A 21008-nucleotide genomic window follows, 5' to 3' on the forward strand; every position below is an offset into this window, starting at 1 on the left:
GGAGTGGTAGTTCAGTTGGTTAGAATACCGGCCTGTCACGCCGGGGGTCGCGGGTTCGAGTCCCGTCCACTCCGCCATTATTGAAGAAGCCCTAATCGAAAGATTAGGGCTTTTTTTCGTCTGTAGATAAGTGGTACTAATACCATATATGGACACTCTCGCATTGCAAGGCATAATGATGAAGATTAATGAAACTCGTTTGCTGCCATATATTCGGCTTAGTTGAGAATGTGAATTCTCTAGCCCTGATGGATTTCGCACCTTATCTTCATATCATTCTAACGGCCTTACAGCCTTTGGTATTACCTGAGTTTTATAAGGTGGTTATGAGCCTTTAATACCATTCTAGCTAATTATAACTGGTCAGGCCAATCCAGCTTCTCGTGCACATCTTTGTTACCCTTCCGTGTTACTGAGAAAGCTGTTCCAAGCACTGCACATCTTATCAACAATCTCATCATAATTTTCAAAAGCTTGATTGGCTAAATGGTGTTGCCTCATCCAGCTCCAAACTTGTTCTATTGAATTGAGCTCTGGTGAATAGGGAGGAAGTTTTACGATACTGATATTATGAAAACTATGTGCGGTGTCCTCGGTATGCCACCCTGCACCATCCATTATTACAACGGCATGCCTGCTTTTTTCTGTCGCATTTGATATTTGCTGAAGATGTAGTTTCATCGCATCTTTATTGCTCCAAGGAACAACGATTGCTTCTCCAATGCCTCGTCTAGGACAAACAGAACCAAAGAGATACGCATATTCAAACTGCTGCTGTTTGATGACGCGTTCCTGTCTTTGCCCAGACCCTTGTTGTGGTGTTCTATTAACCGAATCGTGCTTCAAACATCAACATTCTCAAGCCCTATGTGACCAAGGATCTTAAGGATCGTTTCTATTTTGAATTTTTTTAAAATCTTCTTGGATTTTATCGCACTGCTTAGGGTGCTTTGAGCGAGAGGTTATCCATGAAAAGCCCATTTTTTTGAGCAATATATAGATGTAGTCTGGGTGGTATGCTTTGCCAAATGTTTGCGTGATGTAGTCATGAATATCATGACCTGTGAGTCTGCCACCATCAGGTTTAGCCGCGCTCTCTTCAATGTACTTGGCGAGCTGTTGCTTTTCTTGATGAGAGAGAAAAGAAGGACGCCCGGTACGCGGTTTTTCCCTTAGTCCGTCGAGTCCTTCTTTAAGAAAAACCTGAATCCATTTGTTTACACTGGTACGACTCACCTTTAGGTACTTAGCAATTTGAGTACATGAATGACCATCTTGGAAGTGAGCCAGTGCCAAAAAACGCATTTTCATCTGGATAGATGTTTGTTTGCTGGCAAGGGATTTAAAGTCGATATTATTAAGGCTATCCATGGCAATAACTCAGACAAAGTAGGTAGCCTCAATTAGATCATATATTTAACTAGAATAGTATAACCTTTTATTCACTATATCTGATGAAGCGCATTAGGCTTATTTTAAGAGGAATCAAATATCTTTAATGAGAGTAGAAGCAGTCATATTGCGTGTCTAGCCTGAAACGTTAATGAATCAGGCATTTATTAGGGCGGGATTATAAATGTATTTGTAAGTCATTAATATTTTGAATGATGGTAATGCCAGCCTGAGACATTTCTTTGTAAGCTAATTCTATTGTTTCTGTCGCGATTCCTCGACAAGCCTCTACGTTAACGATGACCTTGAATTGCTTACTTTTAACTAATTGCAGTGCAGTTGTCTTTACACAATAATCAGTAGCAAGGCCACCAATCAAAACAGTATCTACTTCTTTAACTATGAGCCATTCGATAAGCCCAGTACTAAGCTGCTCTGCTATGTCGTGATAACAGGCTCCGTATGGATGCAAATCTTCTTCTATACCTTTCCATACAACGAAATCATAATCAGTGACTGCTGGAAGCTCTGGAATAGTCTCAAAGCCTCTGGTACCAGGTACCGCATGTGATACCCAAGTTAAGTCTGCATTTGGATGATTTAAAGGCTGTAGCATTTGAGAATGATTATCTACAGTCCATATTGCCTTTGATTGATGGGCATCTTTCGTGAGAACTCGAAAATTTGCTTTTCTTGCCTGTGTATTTAATGCTGGACCAATGATGTCACCCTCATTTACCGGAAGCTCATTTGGGCAAAGAGGAGTAAATGCTTTTTGTGGATCAACATCTATGGCTGCAATAATCATTTGATACCTACAAGATTTGATTGAGGATATGGTCGGCTTTAATACGACGAATTCGTTTAATAAGCTTTCGGACTGGAGCTGGGTAACTATCTATTTTTTCGATGAATTTATAGCTGCCAACTAATTGGGTATGTTTAAGAATACAATCTAACTCTTTTTGTTTTTGGTCTGCCAATAACTGATTCTTATCATGAACTAAAATGGCATTTTCTAGATCTAATTTCCACGCCCTTGGGTTTAAATTATTCCCCGTAATTAGCATGTAGCTCCGATCTACCCATATCCCCTTAAGGTGAAAACTATTATCTTCGTGTTTCCATAGATGTATGGCTAGTTGTCTACGGGCTATTGCTGCTTCATTTTGTTTTGCAAAGTTACGGAGGTTTACTTCATATAAATAAGGTAATCCTGCGATCGTTTTGAATGGTTCATTTGGTGGGATAAAGAAATCATTAGCTGTTTTGTCACCAATAACAATTGTGACTTTAACACCTCGTCGTATTGCACGGCGAACTTCTCTACCTACAGTCCGAGGGAAATTGAAGTAGGGCGTGCATATTATGAGTTCTTTTTGTGAACTAGCAATAAGAGTGCAAATATGTTCGTTTAGTTTATTTTTGCGCTTACCTAAACCAAGTAAAGGTGTTAAACCAACTTGGTCTTCGTTAATTTCGTCAGCTTGATAATTATAACTAGCACGCTGTAGCTGAGAGCGAAGGTTTTTGATTGCACCTTTTAGAGACTTGGTGTCAGGACGTACTTCTTGGTTCAAGCAATTGACAGCATCACTTTCTACTAAAGTATTTGTGATAAAGCCTGCCATACTATCTGCAAGCTTTACATTGTGAATCACATGGTATCTGTCATAGCGATAACGCACATGTTGAGCTAAATACACATCGTTTAGGCTAGCACCACTATAGATAACTTTGTTATCAACAATGAAACCTTTAAGATGTAAAACACCAAATACTTCACGGTTTCTAACTGGTACCCCTAGAACTTCAATTTGATATTGATACTTCTCTGCAAATTCACGATAAAAAGCAGCATTGCCGTCAGATTGTGCGGCCCCAATTAGTCCTCGTTGTGCACGATGCCAATCAACCAATACTTTGATATCGAGATTAGGGTTGAGCTGTTTTGCTTCATATAATGATGTCAGAATTGCTCTACCAGCTTCATCATCTTGCAAATATAAAGCAACTAGATAAATACGATGCTTTGCCTGCATGATTTCAGTATGAAGGCGCTCTCTGAATGAACCAGCATCTAAAAGTGTTTCCAATTCTTCTGGCTTGTGAGCAATACATGGCAGCTGTTCAATACGCTGCCTATTTGTAATAGCTGAATCCATTATTGCCTCGTTTGCGCGACTTACGGTAGATAAACCTGTTAAATAAGAGCGGGATTATACCAGAAAATTTCTGATGTCAATGTACCCTATTGTTAGCTTATGTCACGAGTATATTAAAATGTGTCAAGTTAAGCGTTCATAACGCATCGCGACAAGGTCTTTCCCACTGCTAATATAACGTATTAATCGGTTAGAAAGTATTTCAGGTAACTCAGTTTTGTCGACTAAATGGAAGTTAGCGTTTGAATAAAGTGGGATTAATTCCCGAAATGCAAAACAGTAACAAGGCTTGTAATTTATTTGCGTTTTCGTTGCCACTAACAAATCTTTAGCAATCCCTTGTTCACGAAATTCAGGGTGAACAAGCATTCCGGTTAATAACTGAATGTTTTCAAACTGCTTGAATCTAACGACGCAAATTATACCTTTCTCATTATCTCCAACCCATATTATTTCATCTTTTTTTGCTTTTCCTGCGGGGTAGTAGCTTTTATATAATCGGTTTACTAGTGGAAAACGAAGAGGTTCTAAATGGTGAAATCTAAGCTTAGTCATGGGAAAACACTGCGTAGTTAGTATGAATCGGGTAAAATATTGCGATGAGTATAAAAGGTATGGTTCGATATTAGCATGAGAATTTTACAAGAAACATCGTTGGCTGCTTTTCACACCTTTGGTATAGAGTCACAAGCTTATGCACTTATTGAGGCTGAGTCAGTTGACGATTTATTGTTGATTTGGCGTGATAAGCAATATCAGACACTGCCTAAATTAGTTTTAGGTAAGGGCAGTAACCTACTTTTTTGTGATGATTTTTCTGGTGTTGTTGTACTTAACCGTATTAAAGGAATAACGGTTAACGAGACTGCAGAGAGTTATTTATTACATGTAGGGGCAGGGGAAGACTGGCATGGCTTCGTTCAATGGACCATTGAACATAATATGCCAGGACTAGAAAACCTTGCCCTGATACCTGGTTGTGTTGGGTCCTCTCCGATTCAAAATATTGGTGCTTATGGCGTAGAGCTGCAAGATATTTGTCAATATGTCGATATTTTAAATATTGATTCTGGTGAAGTATCAAGGTTGAGTCGTAAAGAGTGTCAATTTGGTTATCGAGATTCAGTTTTTAAGCATGAATTGAAAGAAACCCATATCATCGTTGCGGTCGGCTTTACTTTGAAAAAGGAATGGGAGCCTAAAACAACCTATGGTCCTTTAGCTGAGCTTAACAAGACAACGGTTGCTGCGATTGATGTTTTTAATGCTGTTTGCAGAATTAGACAGTCGAAATTACCCGATCCACAAGTGTTGGGGAATGCTGGGAGTTTTTTTAAAAACCCAGTGATAACGCAATCAATTAAAGATGCATTGTTGTATCAATACCCTCAAATGCCAAACTATAAAGTTTCAAATCTTGAATATAAACTAGCGGCTGGCTGGTTGATTGATCAGTGTGATTTGAAAGGTATGCAGATTGGTGGTGCAAAAGTGCATGAAAAACAGGCTCTTGTGTTAGTCAATACGGGAAATGCTACCGCTAGAGATGTATTGTTACTGGCCCAACACGTTGTTAACGCAGTTAATGATAAATTTGGGGTGTTGCTCGAACATGAAGTGCGCTTTATGGGGGCGTCAAAAGAAACGACGTTGTCTGAGGTGTTAGCATGAAAGAACATGCCACGCGGTTAGCATTAATTAAGCTATTGGCTGATGGTCAATTCCATTCCGGAGAGGCTCTTGGTGAGTCTCTAGGTATTTCAAGATCTGCCATAAGTAAGCATATCAAAGTGTTACAGCTTTGGGGGTTAGACCTATTTCGTATTCAGGGGAAGGGGTATTGTATATCTACTCCGATAGAGTTACTGGATTGCGATAAGATTTTGTCTCAGGTAAAGTGTCCGCAGTTAGAGTTAATTCCCATAATTGACTCGACTAATCAGTATTTACTGGATCGCTTTGGGCTTTTACCTAAGGGTGCTGTTTGCTTAGCGGAATACCAGCAGGCAGGTAGGGGGCGCCGTGGACGACAATGGCTGTCACCGTTTGGTAGCAACCTTTATTTATCTATGTATTGGCGCCTAGATGCGGGTATGGCGGCTGCTATGGGGTTGAGTCTCGTTGTTGGTGTCGCTATTGCTGAAACATTACAATCACTCGGTGCTGATGAAGTTAGAGTGAAATGGCCTAATGATCTCTATTATAGAGATAAAAAACTGGCAGGGATCTTAGTTGAGATGACTGGTCAGGCTGGCGATGCTGCTCATCTTGTCATAGGGATGGGCTTGAATATCAATATGCCGGATACGGAAGGGAGTGATATTGGACAGGCTTGGACAAATCTGTCGCAAGCTTGCGATAAACTGCCTGAGCGAAATCATCTAGCTGCTGAACTTATTGATAGTTTACAAAAGACATTAATAACTTATGAACAAGTCGGATTAGATGGCTTTGTTGAACGTTGGAATAGAATAGATAACTTTTTGAATCGCCCTGTTAAATTATTAATTGGCCAACGTGTAATCGAAGGGATTGCTCGTGGAATTGATAAGCAGGGTGCCTTATTACTTGAAACCGAATCAGGGATTGAACCTTATATCGGTGGTGAAATCAGCCTTAGAGGTTGTTGATGCAATTATTGATTGAAGCCGGCAATACCTACGTTAAAGTTGCCCAATTATTTGAATCTGGAAAATTTGAACTGTTGGGTCGTTATCCTAGCCGTAAATTAGAAATGGTACTTGAACCACTACTAGAGAAAGGAATTCATCGAATAGTGTTTGCTAGCGTTGGGCCTGTTGAGGTTGATAATTCAATTCAACGTATTGCTCAGATGGCCAATATCCCTGTAATGCAGGTGAAAACATTACGAAAAGATTTTGGCGTTAAAAATGCGTATTCTGAATATCAATATCTTGGTGTTGATCGATGGTTAACTTTAGTTGCCATTCGGCAAAAATTTAAAAAACCAACAGTGATTGTTGATATTGGTACGGCTTTAACGTTCGATGTGTTAGCTGAAGATGGCAAACATTTAGGTGGTTGGATTGCGCCTGGTTACCAACTTATGATGCAGTCAGTACTAGAAAATACCTGTAAAGTTTTTTCTGATCGTGAGCACGGAGAGTGTATTACATTTTCTGACAATACCGCTGATGGTTTAAAAAATGGCTGTCGCGCTGCATTAATTGGTTTAATCGAATACGGTTTAAAGCAGGCAAAAGATAAATTGGGCGAAGAGCCTCAAGTGATTTTGTGTGGTGGAGGTATGCGCCATCTCCCAGTTCAATGGTCGAGACATTATCAACATTGCTCAGAGTTAGTACTGGAAGGTTTAGCCCTATACGCCAAATGTCGTTAATGCTGTAACATAAAACCGTTAGCAAAAAATTTAAAAAATAGCCTTAAAGGTATTGCAAGCCTATAGATCATTCACTAAAATGCGCAGCACTAAAGCCGACTTAGCTCAGTAGGTAGAGCAACTGACTTGTAATCAGTAGGTCACCAGTTCGACTCCGGTAGTCGGCACCAGTATTTTTGTAATACCCCTGGAGGGGTTCCCGAGTGGCCAAAGGGATCAGATTGTAAATCTGACGGCTCTGCCTTCGAAGGTTCGAATCCTTCCCCCTCCACCATTTTCAAGTAGTTTGACCGCTCTTCGAGTGATGAGTTTTGCGTGCATCGTATAATGGCTATTACCTCAGCCTTCCAAGCTGATGATGCGGGTTCGATTCCCGCTGCACGCTCCATACTTCTTGTGCGCTGATATAGCTCAGTTGGTAGAGCGCACCCTTGGTAAGGGGTGAGGTCGACGGTTAGACTCCGCCTATTAGCACCATTCTCTCCAAGTCGCTCTCAAATCATTTGATATATACTCTACAAACCTATGTTTGGTTGTGTGGTCGTAATGCCACTTAATGCCGTGTCTAGAGGGACTATCCATGTCTAAAGAAAAATTTGAACGTCTAAAACCGCATGTTAACGTTGGTACAATCGGCCACGTCGATCACGGTAAAACAACTCTAACTGCTGCTATCTGTACTGTACTTGCAAAAGTGTACGGTGGTGATGCAAAAGACTTCGCTTCTATCGATAACGCTCCAGAAGAGCGCGAGCGCGGTATCACAATTTCTACTTCTCACGTAGAATATGATACTCCTGCTCGCCACTATGCACACGTTGACTGTCCTGGACACGCCGATTATGTTAAAAACATGATCACTGGTGCTGCTCAAATGGATGGTGGTATCCTAGTTGTTGCTGCAACTGATGGCCCTATGCCACAAACACGTGAGCACATCCTTCTTGGTCGTCAGGTTGGTATTCCTTACATCATCGTATTCATGAACAAATGTGACATGGTTGATGATGAAGAGCTACTAGAGCTAGTAGAAATGGAAGTTCGTGAACTTCTTTCTGAATACGATTTCCCAGGTGATGACTGCCCAGTAATCATGGGTTCTGCACTAGGCGCACTTAACGGTGAAGCTCAGTGGGAAGAGAAAATCATTGAACTAGCTGAAGCTCTAGATAACTACATCCCAGAGCCAGAGCGTGCAATTGATCTTCCATTCATCCTTCCAATCGAAGATGTTTTCTCAATTCAAGGTCGTGGTACTGTTGTAACTGGTCGTGTTGAGCAAGGTATCGTACGTGTTGGTGAAGAAGTTGCAATCATCGGTATCAAAGAGACTATCACTACTACATGTACTGGTGTTGAAATGTTCCGTAAGCTTCTTGACGAAGGCCGTGCTGGTGAGAACGTTGGTGTTCTTCTACGTGGTACTAAGCGTGATGACGTTGAACGTGGTCAAGTTCTTGCTAAGCCGGGTTCAATTACTCCACACACTACTTTCGAGTCAGAAATCTATGTTCTGTCTAAAGATGAAGGTGGTCGCCATACTCCTTTCTTCAAAGGTTACCGTCCACAGTTCTACTTCCGTACAACTGATGTAACGGGTACTATCGAATTGCCAGAAGGCGTTGAGATGGTAATGCCTGGCGATAACATTCAGATGAAAGTTACGCTAATCGCGCCTATCGCGATGGATGAAGGTCTGCGCTTTGCGATCCGTGAAGGTGGTCGTACAGTTGGTGCAGGTGTTGTTGCCAAGATCTTTGAATAAGATTTGACGACACGGTACCAAAAAGGGCATCATTTGATGCCCTTTTTCTGCGTTTAAATTTTGATGAGCATATTTTTTGGTCACAATGCGTAGAATAAATGTTCGTAGTAATGAAGTTTTTATCAATGTCATTAAAGGCTTAGTCCTTTTCTTCATTTAGGACCTCGCAATAGCGGGGTTGTTTTCGTCTATATTGAGACTAGTTACAGGTTGGTTGTATGAAAGCGAATGCCGAAAACCAAAACAGCCCTAGTAGTATGGATGGCCTTAAATGGGTCGCCATATTTGCTTTGTTAGCTGCCGCTGTGGTTGGTAATTACCTGTACAGTGATGTTTCTGTAGTATTGCGTGCTGCATCAGTAGTGATTCTTGTCGCTGCTGCTGGTGGTATCGCCATATTTACAGCGAAAGGTAAAACCGCGATTACGTTTGCTCGTGAATCGCGCATGGAAGTCCGCAAAGTGGTATGGCCAACTCGGCAGGAAGCTACGCAGACAACCTTTATTGTTTTAGCCGTCACTGTTGTTATGGCTTTAGCCCTGTGGGGCATCGACGGCATTATGGTCCGTTTAGTCCGCCTAGTTACCGGTGTATGAGGTAAGAGTTCATGAGCGAAGCTCCAAAAAAACGATGGTATGTAGTGCAAGCCTTCTCTGGTTTTGAAGGCCGAGTAGCACAATCACTACGCGAGCACATCAAAATGCATAGTATGGAAGACTATTTTGACGAGGTACTAGTACCAACCGAGGAAGTGGTTGAAATGCGTGCTGGCCAGCGTAGGAAGAGTGAACGTAAGTTCTTCCCAGGCTATGTGCTTGTACAAATGGTGATGAATGATCAAACATGGCACCTAGTACGTAGTATTCCTCGTGTAATGGGGTTCATTGGCGGTACATCTGACCGCCCTGCTCCTATCTCTGATAAAGAGGCGGATGCGATTCTTAATCGTCTTCAGCAGGCGAGTGAGTCTCCAGTCCATAAAACAGTCTTCGAACCAGGTGAAGTGGTTCGTGTTACTGATGGTCCATTTGCAGACTTCAACGGTGTTGTTGAGCATGTCGATTATGATAAGAGCCGTGTTAAGGTTTCTGTTTCTATCTTCGGTCGTGCAACGCCAGTCGAATTGGAATTTGGCCAAGTAGAAAAGAACTGATCGTTTTATAATCAGTTTTAATTGTCATGGGCATGAGATTAGACTATAATTTCGCGCCCTTTCGTTAGACGGGGAGTCTACTTTTTGAAAGTGGACGTTTGAACCCAAATTTAGGTATATAGCAATGGCTAAAAAAGTAGAAGCATACATCAAGCTGCAGGTTGCAGCTGGTGCAGCAAACCCAAGTCCACCAGTTGGTCCTGCTCTAGGTCAGCACGGTGTTAACATCATGGAATTCTGTAAAGCGTTCAACGCACGTACAGATTCTGTTGAGAAGGGTCTTCCGACTCCTGTAGTTATCACAGTTTACAGTGACCGTTCTTTCACGTTCATCACTAAGACTCCACCTGCAGCAGTTCTTCTTAAGAAAGCAGCTGGCGTTAAGTCTGGTTCTGGCCGTCCGAACACTGAAAAAGTTGGTACTATTACTGACGCTCAGGTTCAGGAAATTGCTGAAACTAAAGCAGCTGATATGACTGGTGCTGACATCGAAGCTATGAAGCGTTCGATTGCAGGTACTGCTCGTTCAATGGGCCTAGTGGTAGAGGGTTAAGAAAATGGCTAAAATTACTAAGCGCATGCGCGTAATTCGTGACAAAGTTGATGCGACTAAATCTTACGACATCAACGAAGCTGTTGCTCTTCTTAAAGAATTAGCTACTGCTAAATTCGTAGAAAGTGTTGACGTTGCTGTTAACCTTGGCATTGATGCACGTAAATCAGACCAAAACGTTCGTGGCGCTACAGTGCTACCACACGGTACAGGTCGTGACATCCGTGTTGCTGTGTTCACTCAAGGTGCTAACGCAGAAGCTGCTAAAGAAGCTGGCGCTGACCTAATCGGTATGGAAGATCTTGCTGACCAAGTTAAGAAAGGCATAATGGACTTTGACGTTGTTATCGCATCTCCAGATGCAATGCGCGTTGTTGGTCAATTAGGTACTATCCTTGGTCCACGCGGTCTTATGCCAAACCCTAAGGTTGGTACTGTAACGCCTAACGTTGCTCAAGCAGTTAAAAATGCTAAAGCTGGTCAGGTTCGTTACCGTAACGACAAAAACGGCATCATCCACACTACTATCGGTAAAGTGGACTTTGATGGCGCTCAACTAAAAGAGAACTTAGAATCTCTTCTAGTTGCTCTGAAGAAAGCTAAGCCTTCTTCAGCGAAAGGTGTTTTCATCAAGAAAATAAGCATCTCTACCACTATGGGTGCAGGTGTTTCGCTAGACCAGGGTACTCTGGAAGCTAGCCTATAAAACTGATTTGCAGAATTGCTAGATTGATGTATAATTCGGCGTTCACAAATTCATGGCTGAGGTTGATTACTTTGTAATCGACCTTCGTCAAAGACCGTAGGTGTTTTTCGAAACTTAATCTTTACCTACGTAGACGGTGCCAGAACATGATTGATTTTATCTTTCTTGGATCTGCGCCGTAAGACTCTCCTGTCATGCTGACAGTGAGTGGTGTAATGACTGGGGTAACCCAGCAAAAAATCCAGGAGCTATATCCAATGGCATTAAATCTTCAAGACAAAAAAGCAATTGTTGCTGAAGTCAACGAAGCTGCCAATGGTGCCCTGTCTGCAGTTGTTGCTGACTCTCGTGGTGTTGCAGTTGGTGCGATGACTTCTCTTCGTAAACAAGCTCGTGAAAACGGCGTTTACCTGAAAGTTGTTCGTAACACACTAGCACGCCGCGCAGTTGAAGGTACTGATTTCGAATGTCTAAAAGACGTTTTTGTTGGTCCTTCACTAATCGGTTTCTCTAATGAGCACCCAGGTGCTGCAGCGCGTCTTTTTAAAGACTTCGCTAAAGAGAATAAAGATTTTGAGTTCAAAGCAGCCGCATTCGAAGGCGCTGTTGTTGACGCAGAAGTTCTTGCGACACTACCAACTTACGACGAAGCTATTGCACGCCTAATGATGTGCATGAAAGAAGCTTCAGCTGGCAAGCTGGTACGTACTATCGCAGCTGTACGCGATCAGAAAGAAGAAGCAGCGGCTTAATTGTCCTTGTTTTATCTGAACGCTATATTAAATTAATTGTTGATTTCAAAGAGAATTGTTATGTCTATCACAAACGAGCAAATCCTAGACGCAGTTGCAGATATGTCTGTAATGCAAGTTGTTGAGCTTATCGAAGCTATGGAAGAAAAATTCGGTGTTACTGCTGCTGCTGCAGTAGTTGCTGGCGGCGCTGCTGCTGAAGCTGCTGAAGAGCAAACTGAGTTTGACGTTATCCTAACAGCTGTTGGCGCACAGAAAGTACAAGTTATCAAAGCTGTACGTGGCGCAACTGGTCTTGGCCTTAAAGAAGCTAAAGCAGTAGTTGACAGCGCTCCAGCATCTGTTAAAGAAGGTGTTGACAAAGCTGAAGCTGAAGCTCTTAAAGCTCAGCTAGAAGAAGTTGGCGCTTCTGTTGAAATTAAGTAATTATTACTTAATTTCTTAGCCTGAAAAGGCTAATGGCTGGAGGCTGAATTGCCTCCGGCCTTTTTGCGCTGTAGGATAATGGTAATTTTCACATTGTTTTGTAACTATTATTCTTGCAAAAAAACAGTTTTTGATTCTTCAAAACTGTTCCTACAATAAACAGTGTTATTAGTCACTGTCCCTTAGTTGGACAGTTTGGATCACTTATCAGCGATCTGAGGAACCTATGGTTTACTCTTATACCGAGAAAAAGCGTATCCGTAAGGATTTTGGTAAGCGTCCGCGCGTTTTGGATGCTCCATACTTGCTGTCGATCCAGCTTGATTCTTTTCAAAAGTTCATCGAGCAGGATCCAGAAGGGCATTACGGTCTAGAAGCTGCCTTTCGTTCTGTTTTTCCAATTCAGAGCTATAATGGCAATTCCGAGCTGCAATACGTTAGCTATCGTCTCGGTGAGCCGGTCTTCGATGTTAAAGAATGTCAAATTCGTGGCGTAACTTACTCCGCACCGTTACGTGTGAAGCTACGTCTTGTCATGTATGACAAAGACGCACCTGCAGGCACCGTAAAAGACATTAAAGAACAAGAAGTATACATGGGCGAAATTCCGCTCATGACAAATAACGGTACTTTCGTTATTAACGGTACCGAGAGAGTTATCGTATCCCAGCTGCACCGTAGCCCAGGTGTCTTCTTCGACAGCGATAAGGGTAAGACCCACTCCTCAGGTAAAGTGCTTTATAATGCACGCGTAATCCCATACCGTGGTTCATGGTTGGATTTCGAATTTGATCCTAAGGATAACGTATTCGTACGTATCGACCGTCGTCGTAAGCTAGCTGCTTCTGTAATTTTACGCGCACTTGATTACACCACAGAACAAATCCTTGATATGTTCTTCGATAAAGTTTCTTTCGAAGTTCAAGGTAAGTCACTAGTCATGGAACTAGTGCCTGAACGTCTACGTGGTGAAACTGCAAGCTTTGATATCGAAGCTAACGGTAAAGTGTACGTTGAACAAGGTCGTCGTATCACCGCTCGTCATATTCGCCAATTAGGCAAAGACGGCGTTGATCAAATCGAAGTACCTGTTGAATACATCGTGGGTAAGATCTCTTCACGTGATTACGTGAATGAAGAAACCGGCGAGTTAATTGCAGCTGCTAACCAGGAATTAAGCCTGGAAATATTAGCATTGCTTTCTCAGGCAGGTCACAAGTCTATTGAAGTTCTATTTACGAATGATCTAGATTACGGACCGTACATGTCTGAGACGCTACGTGTTGATAGCACAACAGACCGTCTAAGTGCGTTAGTAGAAATCTACCGCATGATGCGTCCTGGCGAGCCACCTACACGTGAAGCGGCTGAACAACTGTTTAATAGCTTATTCTTCTCTGAAGATCGCTATGACTTGTCAGCAGTTGGTCGTATGAAGTTTAACAGCTCTCTTCTTCGTGAAGAAACAACTGGTTCTGGCATTCTTGATCACAGCGATATTATCGAAGTGATGAAGAAGCTTATCGAGATCCGTAACGGCCGTGGTGAAGTTGATGATATCGACCACCTTGGTAACCGTCGTATCCGTTCAGTTGGTGAGATGGCTGAAAACCAGTTCCGTGTTGGTCTAGTTCGTGTTGAGCGTGCTGTTAAAGAGCGTCTAAGTTTAGGCGATCTTGATGCAATCATGCCTCAAGACCTGATCAATGCTAAGCCAATTTCTGCTGCAGTTAAGGAGTTCTTCGGTTCTTCTCAATTGTCTCAGTTTATGGACCAGAACAACCCACTATCAGAAGTTACTCACAAACGTCGTATTTCGGCGCTTGGTCCAGGTGGTCTGACTCGTGAACGTGCTGGTTTTGAAGTTCGAGATGTACACGCGACTCACTACGGTCGTTTATGTCCTATCGAAACGCCAGAAGGTCCAAACATCGGTCTAATCAACTCGCTATCTGTATATGCGCGTTGTAACTCTTACGGTTTCTTGGAAACTCCATACCGTAAAGTAGTTGATGGTAAAGTTACCGACCAAATCGATTACCTGTCTGCTATCGAAGAAGGCCAGTATGTTATCGCTCAGGCGAATGCTGCGTTGGAAACTGATGGTAGCTTTAGCGATGAACTAATCACTGCTCGCCAGAAAGGCGATTCAGGTTTGCACCCACGCGACCACGTTCAATACATGGACGTTGCAACCAACCAGGTTGTATCTGTGGCGGCATCCCTAATCCCGTTCCTAGAGCACGATGATGCTAACCGTGCACTTATGGGTGCAAACATGCAACGTCAGGCTGTTCCAACATTACGTGCTGATAAGCCGTTAGTTGGTACAGGTATTGAGCGTTCTGTAGCGGTTGACTCCGGCGTAACAGCTGTAGCTAAACGTGGCGGTCAAGTTCAGTCTGTAGATGCTTCTCGTATCGTTGTTAAAGTTAACGAAGACGAGCTAGTACCAGGCGAAGCTGGTATCGATATTTATAACCTAACTAAGTACACCCGTTCTAACCAGAATACTTGTATTAACCAGCGTCCAACTGTGATGCCAGGTGAGCCAGTATCTCGTGGTGACGTGCTTGCAGATGGTCCTTCGACCGATCTGGGTGAACTTGCTCTTGGCCAGAACATTCGTATCGCGTTCATGCCTTGGAATGGTTATAACTTTGAGGATTCCATCTTAGTTTCTGAGCGTGTTGTACAGCAAGATCGCTTGACAACAATCCACATTCAAGAGCTTTCTTGTGTGGCGCGTGACACGAAACTAGGTTCTGAAGAAATCACTGCTGATATCCCGAATGTGGGTGAAGCTGCGCTTTCTAAGCTGGATGAGTCAGGTATCGTTTACATCGGCGCTGAAGTTAAAGGTGGCGACATTCTGGTAGGTAAAGTGACACCTAAGGGTGAAACTCAGCTTACTCCAGAAGAAAAACTGCTACGTGCAATCTTCGGTGAAAAAGCATCTGACGTTAAAGATTCGTCTTTACGTGTACCAAACAGTGTGTCTGGTACGATCATCGATGTTCAAGTATTTACTCGCGATGGCGTAGAAAAAGATAAGCGTGCTCTTGAAATTGAAGAGATGCAGCTTAAAGAAGCGAAGAAAGATATCACAGAAGAATTCCAGATCCTTGAGGGTGGTCTTCTTGCTCGTGTTCGTACGCTTCTACTTTCTATCGGTTACAGTGAAGAGAAAATTGCTTCAATGGACCGCGAGCGTCTATTTGCACTTACGCTTGATGATGAGTCACTACAGAATCAACTAGAACAACTAGCTGAACAGTATGATGAATTAAAAGCTGAGTTCGATAAAAAGTTTGAAACTAAGCGTCGTAAAATTACTCAGGGTGATGATTTAGCGCCTGGTGTCCTTAAGATTGTTAAGGTTTACCTAGCTGTTAAACGTCGCATTCAACCTGGTGATAAGATGGCGGGTCGTCATGGTAACAAGGGTGTAATCTCTAAGATTTGTCCTGTTGAAGACATGCCATACGATGAAAAAGGTCAGACTGTTGAAATCGTACTAAACCCATTGGGTGTACCATCTCGTATGAACATCGGCCAGATTCTGGAGACTCACATGGGTCTTGCAGCGAAAGGTATCGGTGACAAACTTAACGAGATGTTGAAGCAACAGCAGGAGTTACATAAGTTCCGTAACTTCCTACAGAAAGTTTACGATCTAGGTGATACTCGCCAGGATGTAGATATTGCTGCTTTATCTGATGCTCAAGTACATACGTTGGTCCAGAACTTACGTGATGGTCTACCAATTGCAACTCCAGTATTTGATGGTGCTCCTGAATCATCAATTAAAGAACTGTTGAAGCTTGGTGACTTACCAGAGTCTGGTCAGCTGAAGATGTTTGACGGTCGTACCGGTGATATGTTTGAGCGCCCTGTAACCGTTGGTTACATGTACATGCTGAAACTGAACCACTTGGTTGATGACAAGATGCACGCCCGTTCTACCGGTTCTTACAGCCTTGTTACTCAGCAGCCGCTGGGTGGTAAAGCTCAGTTCGGTGGTCAGCGTTTCGGTGAGATGGAAGTGTGGGCACTAGAAGCATACGGTGCTGCATATACTCTTCAAGAAATGCTAACTGTTAAGTCAGATGACGTTAACGGCCGTACGAAGATGTATAAAAACATCGTCGACGGAGATCATCGTATGGAACCTGGTATGCCGGAATCGTTCAACGTATTGTTGAAAGAAATCCGCTCGTTGGGTATCAACATCGAGCTGGAAGACGAATAAGACTTGGCTATGCCAATTTTATTAGTTACTCCGGTATGAATATGAAGGCGCCAGCAGACTGGCGCCTTTATGGGTCAACTCCTCACAGGGGCCGAATGTGAAAGACTTACTTAAGTTTCTGAAAGCGCAACATAAGACCGAAGAATTTGATGCTATCAAAATCGGTCTTGCTTCACCTGACATGATTCGTTCATGGTCTTTTGGTGAAGTTAAAAAGCCAGAAACCATCAACTACCGTACCTTTAAGCCTGAACGTGACGGTCTTTTCTGTGCACGTATTTTTGGCCCGGTAAAAGACTACGAATGTCTTTGTGGCAAATACAAACGCCTAAAGCACCGTGGTGTTATTTGTGAAAAATGTGGTGTTGAAGTTACTCAGACTAAAGTACGCCGTGAGCGTATGGGTCACATTGAGCTTGCTTCACCAGTTGCACATATCTGGTTCTTAAAATCACTGCCATCTCGTATCGGTTTGTTAATGGACATGCCTCTACGTGATATTGAGCGTGTACTTTACTTCGAATCTTACGTAGTAATTGAACCAGGCATGACCAATCTTGAGCGTAGCCAACTGCTTTCAGAAGAGCAGTACTTGGATGCACTTGAAGAATGGGGCGACGAATTTGACGCTAAGATGGGCGCAGAAGCGGTTAAAGCACTATTAGGCAACATGGACCTAAATGCTGAAATCGATCTTATGCGTGAAGAATTAGAAGAAACTAATTCTGAAACTAAGCGTAAAAAACTAACCAAGCGCCTTAAGCTTGTAGAAGCATTCTTACTTTCAGGAAACAACCCAGAGTGGATGATCCTGTCTGTACTACCAGTTCTACCGCCGGATCTACGTCCGTTGGTACCGCTAGATGGCGGCCGTTTCGCTACTTCAGATCTGAATGATCTGTACCGTCGCGTAATTAACCGTAACAACCGTCTTAAGCGTCTATTAGACCTGGCTGCTCCTGATATTATCGTACGTAACGAAAAGCGTATGCTTCAGGAATCTGTTGATGCATTGCTTGATAACGGTCGTCGTGGCCGCGCTATCACTGGTTCTAACAAGCGTCCTTTGAAATCTTTGGCTGATATGATCAAAGGTAAGCAGGGTCGTTTCCGTCAGAACCTTCTTGGTAAGCGTGTTGACTACTCTGGTCGTTCTGTTATCACCGTAGGTCCATACCTGCGTTTGCATCAGTGTGGTCTTCCTAAGAAGATGGCACTAGAGCTATTTAAACCATTCATCTACGGTAAGCTAGAAGCTCGTGGTCTTGCGACTACAATTAAAGCTGCTAAGAAGATGGTTGAGCGTGAAGAAGCTGTTGTTTGGGATATCCTAGATGAAGTTATTCGCGAACACCCAGTAATGCTAAACCGTGCACCAACATTGCACCGTTTGGGTATTCAGGCATTTGAACCAGTACTAATCGAAGGTAAAGCGATTCAGCTTCACCCACTAGTGTGTGCGGCATATAACGCCGACTTCGATGGTGACCAGATGGCGGTACACGTACCTCTAACTCTGGAAGCACAGCTTGAAGCTCGTGCGCTAATGATGTCTACCAATAACATCCTATCTCCAGCGTCCGGTGATCCAATCATCGTACCTTCTCAGGATGTTGTATTGGGTCTTTACTACATGACGCGTGAGAAAATCAACGCGAAGGGTGAAGGCATGTACCTAGCTGGACCTGCAGAAGCAGAGAAAGCTTACCGTACTAAGAATGCAGTGTTACATGCTCGCGTTAAAGTTCGTATCACTCAGTACGCTTATGATGAACAAGGTAACTTGTCTTCAGAAACTGGGCTAATTGATACTACTGTTGGTCGTGCAATCTTATGGCAGATCGTTCCTAAAGGTCTTCCGTACAGCCTTGTAAACACTGAAGCACTAGGTAAGAAGCAAATCTCTACCCTATTGAATACGTGTTACCGTAAATTGGGCATGAAAGAGACAGTAGTCTTTGCTGACCAAATTATGTATACAGGTTTTGCATACGCAGCACTTTCTGGTGTATCTGTTGGTATCGACGACATGTTGATCCCTAAAGAAAAGTACACCAAGATTGCAGAAGCGGAAGCAGAAGTTGCAGAAATTCAAGAGCAGTTCCAATCTGGTCTTGTAACTGCCGGCGAACGTTACAACAAAGTTATCGATATCTGGGCAACGGCGAATGAGCAAGTTGCTAAAGCGATGATGGATAACTTGTCTGTCGATACTGTTATTAACCGTGACGGTAAAGAAGAGCAGCAGAAATCGTTTAACAGCGTATACATGATGGCCGATTCTGGTGCTCGTGGTTCTGCAGCACAGATTCGTCAGCTAGCAGGTATGCGTGGTTTGATGGCTAAGCCAGATGGCTCAATCATCGAAACACCGATAACAGCGAACTTCCGTGAAGGTCTGAACGTACTACAGTACTTCATCTCTACTCACGGTGCTCGTAAGGGTCTTGCGGATACGGCACTTAAGACAGCTAACTCCGGTTACCTAACACGTCGTTTAGTAGATGTTGCACAAGATGTTGTAATCACTGCTGATGATTGTGGTACGTACGCTGGTATTACCATGACTCCTCTTATCGAGGGTGGTGATGTTAAAGAGCAGCTTGGTGACCGCGTTCTGGGTCGTGTTGTTGCTGAAGATGTGCTTAAGCCTGGTACTGATGAAGTTCTTGCTCCACGTAACACGCTTCTTGATGAGAAGTGGTGTGACTTGTTGGAAGACAACTCAGTTGACCAAGTTAAAGTACGTTCAGTAGTAACGTGTGAGAATGACTTCGGTTGTTGTAAGTTCTGTTACGGTCGCGATCTAGCGCGTGGTCACTTGATTAATACTGGTGAAGCAGTTGGCGTTGTCGCTGCACAGTCAATCGGTGAACCGGGTACGCAGCTAACGATGCGTACGTTCCACATCGGTGGTGCGGCATCTCGTGCAGCAGCAGAAAACAACATCCAGGTTAAGAGCACTGGTTCAATGCGTCTGCACAATGCGAAGTTCGTTATTAACAGCGAAAGCAAGTTAGTAATTACTTCTCGTGCGTCAGTAATGACAGTGATTGATGAGTTCGGTCGTACTAAAGAAAGCTACAAGCTTCCTTACGGTTCGATTTTGAGCAAAGGTGACGGCGATTCAGTAGTGCAGGGTGATACTGTAGCTAACTGGGACCCGCACACAATGCCAATCATCACTGAAGTGGCTGGTCGTGTTCAGTTCGTTGACTTTATCGATGGTGTAACTGTTTCTCGTCAAACTGATGAGCTAACAGGCCTATCTTCTATCGTTATTCTAGATGCTGCAGAGCGTACTAGTGCCGGTAAAGATATGCGTCCAACGGTTAAGCTAGTTGACGACAAAGGTAACGATGTAATGATCCCTGGTACTGATATGCCAGCTCAATACTTCTTACCTGGTAAAGCGATTGTTCAACTTGAAGATAGTGCTCTAGTTGGCATCGGTGACATCTTATCGCGTATTCCTCAGGAATCAGGCGGTACTCGAGATATCACGGGTGGTCTACCACGAGTTGCTGACTTGTTCGAAGCACGTAAGCCTAAAGAGCCTGCAATCCTAGCGGAAATCACAGGTGCTGTTTCTTTCGGTAAAGAAACTAAAGGTAAGCGTCGTTTGATCATCACTCCAAGTGAAGGTCAACCATACGAAGAGATGATCCACAAGTGGCGTCAGCTTAACGTATTCGAAGGCGAAAAAGTTGAATGTGGCGATGTAATCGCAGATGGTCCAGAAGCTCCGCACGATATCTTGCGTCTACGTGGTGTCCACGCAGTTGCTGAGTACATCGTAAACGAGGTTCAGGAAGTATACCGTCTACAAGGCGTTAAGATTAATGATAAGCACATTGAGACTATCATTCGTCAGATGCTACGTAAGGTTACTATCGTTAAGGCTGGTGGTTCAGAATTCCTACCTGGCGAACAGGTTGAGTTCTCTCGCGTGAATATTGCGAACCGTCAACTAGAAGCTGATGGTAAAGACATCGTAACATTCAGCCGTGACCTATTAGGTATCACAAAAGCATCGCTTGCAACTGAGTCGTTTATCTCTGCAGCGTCGTTCCAGGAAACAACTCGCGTACTTACAGAAGCAGCTGTTTCTGGTAAGCGTGATCCGTTACGTGGTCTGAAAGAAAACGTAATCGTTGGTCGTCTAATTCCAGCGGGTACAGGTTTCTCTTACCACCAGCGTCGTCAGAACGAACGTAATGCTGAGCTAGAGCCAGTAGCACCTCAGGTTGATGCTGAACAAGCATCTCAAGACCTAGCTGCACTACTTAACGCAGGCCTAAGCGACGATTAATCATTGTTGTTTAGTGTTAGCTAAAAAAGGCATCCTTCGGGGTGCCTTTTTTGTTTCTGGCAATTGGGTAATCATTATTCGCTATGACCGTGTAAATAGTTTAGTTGGTGAAATTGATAGTTAGCAGCATAATTACTTGAGGCGCAAAGAGGAAAACACGAATGTTTCAGT

At 43.3% G+C, this 21008-nt stretch carries 15 protein-coding genes, 5 tRNA genes and 1 pseudogene; 17 read left to right on the forward strand and 4 right to left on the reverse strand.

Annotated features, from left to right (window positions below):
• Nucleotides 1-77, forward strand: a tRNA-Asp gene (locus C9J12_RS21865).
• Nucleotides 78-396: 319 nt separating this feature from the next.
• Here C9J12_RS21865 and C9J12_RS30790 read toward each other — a convergent pair.
• The 4 genes and pseudogenes from C9J12_RS30790 to C9J12_RS21890 all read right to left on the reverse strand — a co-directional run bounded on the left by C9J12_RS30790 (nt 397) and on the right by C9J12_RS21890 (nt 4112).
• A pseudogene (locus C9J12_RS30790) lies at nt 397-1371 on the reverse strand (IS630 family transposase).
• A 199-nt stretch (nt 1372-1570) separates the two neighbouring features.
• Nucleotides 1571-2200: an isochorismatase family protein gene (locus C9J12_RS21880; RefSeq protein ID WP_107244637.1), complete on the reverse strand. Its 630-nt coding sequence runs from the start codon at nt 2198-2200 to the stop codon at nt 1571-1573.
• A gap of 7 nt (nt 2201-2207) precedes the next feature.
• The gene (gene pssA, locus C9J12_RS21885; protein ID WP_107244638.1) at nt 2208-3557 is read right to left on the reverse strand and encodes a CDP-diacylglycerol--serine O-phosphatidyltransferase; all 1350 of its coding nucleotides are present in this window, start codon (nt 3555-3557) and stop codon (nt 2208-2210) included.
• Nucleotides 3558-3680: 123 nt separating this feature from the next.
• Nucleotides 3681-4112: a GNAT family N-acetyltransferase gene (locus C9J12_RS21890; RefSeq protein ID WP_107244639.1), complete on the reverse strand. Its 432-nt coding sequence runs from the start codon at nt 4110-4112 to the stop codon at nt 3681-3683.
• Nucleotides 4113-4187: 75 nt separating this feature from the next.
• Between C9J12_RS21890 and murB the strand changes: the two genes are divergently transcribed.
• The 16 genes from murB to rpoC all read left to right on the forward strand — a co-directional run bounded on the left by murB (nt 4188) and on the right by rpoC (nt 20837).
• On the forward strand, nt 4188-5228 hold the full coding sequence (gene murB / locus C9J12_RS21895; RefSeq protein ID WP_107244640.1) for a UDP-N-acetylmuramate dehydrogenase: 1041 nt from the start codon (nt 4188-4190) through the stop codon (nt 5226-5228).
• The gene (birA, locus tag C9J12_RS21900; protein WP_107244641.1) at nt 5225-6187 is read left to right on the forward strand and encodes a bifunctional biotin--[acetyl-CoA-carboxylase] ligase/biotin operon repressor BirA; all 963 of its coding nucleotides are present in this window, start codon (nt 5225-5227) and stop codon (nt 6185-6187) included. The genes murB and birA overlap by 4 nt, the downstream gene beginning before the upstream one ends.
• On the forward strand, nt 6187-6918 hold the full coding sequence (locus tag C9J12_RS21905) for a type III pantothenate kinase (protein ID WP_107244642.1): 732 nt from the start codon (nt 6187-6189) through the stop codon (nt 6916-6918). Before birA ends, C9J12_RS21905 begins: the two co-directional genes overlap by 1 nt.
• Nucleotides 6919-7012: 94 nt before the next feature.
• Nucleotides 7013-7088: transfer RNA gene (locus tag C9J12_RS21910), tRNA-Thr, on the forward strand.
• Nucleotides 7089-7107: 19 nt separating this feature from the next.
• Nucleotides 7108-7192: transfer RNA gene (locus C9J12_RS21915), tRNA-Tyr, on the forward strand.
• 39 nt (nt 7193-7231) lie between these two features.
• Nucleotides 7232-7306 (forward strand) — tRNA-Gly (locus C9J12_RS21920).
• 12 nt (nt 7307-7318) lie between these two features.
• Nucleotides 7319-7395, forward strand: a tRNA-Thr gene (locus tag C9J12_RS21925).
• A 103-nt stretch (nt 7396-7498) separates the two neighbouring features.
• A complete protein-coding gene (gene tuf, locus C9J12_RS21930; RefSeq protein ID WP_107244643.1) occupies nt 7499-8683 on the forward strand; it encodes an elongation factor Tu in 1185 nt (394 codons plus the stop codon).
• A 218-nt stretch (nt 8684-8901) separates the two neighbouring features.
• Nucleotides 8902-9279: a preprotein translocase subunit SecE gene (secE, locus tag C9J12_RS21935; RefSeq protein ID WP_107244644.1), complete on the forward strand. Its 378-nt coding sequence runs from the start codon at nt 8902-8904 to the stop codon at nt 9277-9279.
• A gap of 11 nt (nt 9280-9290) precedes the next feature.
• Nucleotides 9291-9836, forward strand: coding sequence for a transcription termination/antitermination protein NusG (nusG, locus tag C9J12_RS21940; protein WP_011219962.1), 546 nt, complete (start codon nt 9291-9293; stop codon nt 9834-9836).
• 124 nt (nt 9837-9960) lie between these two features.
• On the forward strand, nt 9961-10389 hold the full coding sequence (gene rplK / locus C9J12_RS21945; protein ID WP_107244645.1) for a 50S ribosomal protein L11: 429 nt from the start codon (nt 9961-9963) through the stop codon (nt 10387-10389).
• Between the two features lie 4 nt (nt 10390-10393).
• Nucleotides 10394-11095: a 50S ribosomal protein L1 gene (rplA, locus tag C9J12_RS21950; protein ID WP_107244646.1), complete on the forward strand. Its 702-nt coding sequence runs from the start codon at nt 10394-10396 to the stop codon at nt 11093-11095.
• 257 nt (nt 11096-11352) lie between these two features.
• Nucleotides 11353-11847, forward strand: coding sequence for a 50S ribosomal protein L10 (rplJ, locus tag C9J12_RS21955; protein WP_006233765.1), 495 nt, complete (start codon nt 11353-11355; stop codon nt 11845-11847).
• Between the two features lie 60 nt (nt 11848-11907).
• Nucleotides 11908-12273, forward strand: a complete 366-nt coding sequence (gene rplL / locus C9J12_RS21960; protein ID WP_011219959.1) for a 50S ribosomal protein L7/L12 — start codon at nt 11908-11910, stop codon at nt 12271-12273.
• A 226-nt stretch (nt 12274-12499) separates the two neighbouring features.
• Nucleotides 12500-16525, forward strand: a complete 4026-nt coding sequence (gene rpoB, locus C9J12_RS21965; RefSeq protein WP_107244647.1) for a DNA-directed RNA polymerase subunit beta — start codon at nt 12500-12502, stop codon at nt 16523-16525.
• Nucleotides 16526-16622: 97 nt separating this feature from the next.
• Entirely contained in the window at nt 16623-20837 is a 4215-nt protein-coding gene (gene rpoC, locus C9J12_RS21970) for a DNA-directed RNA polymerase subunit beta' (RefSeq protein WP_107244648.1), read from the forward strand.
• Nucleotides 20838-21008: the final 171 nt, after the last annotated feature.

This window comes from Photobacterium frigidiphilum (assembly GCF_003025615.1).
In the GTDB taxonomy this organism is placed as follows: Bacteria; Pseudomonadota; Gammaproteobacteria; order Enterobacterales; family Vibrionaceae; genus Photobacterium; species Photobacterium frigidiphilum.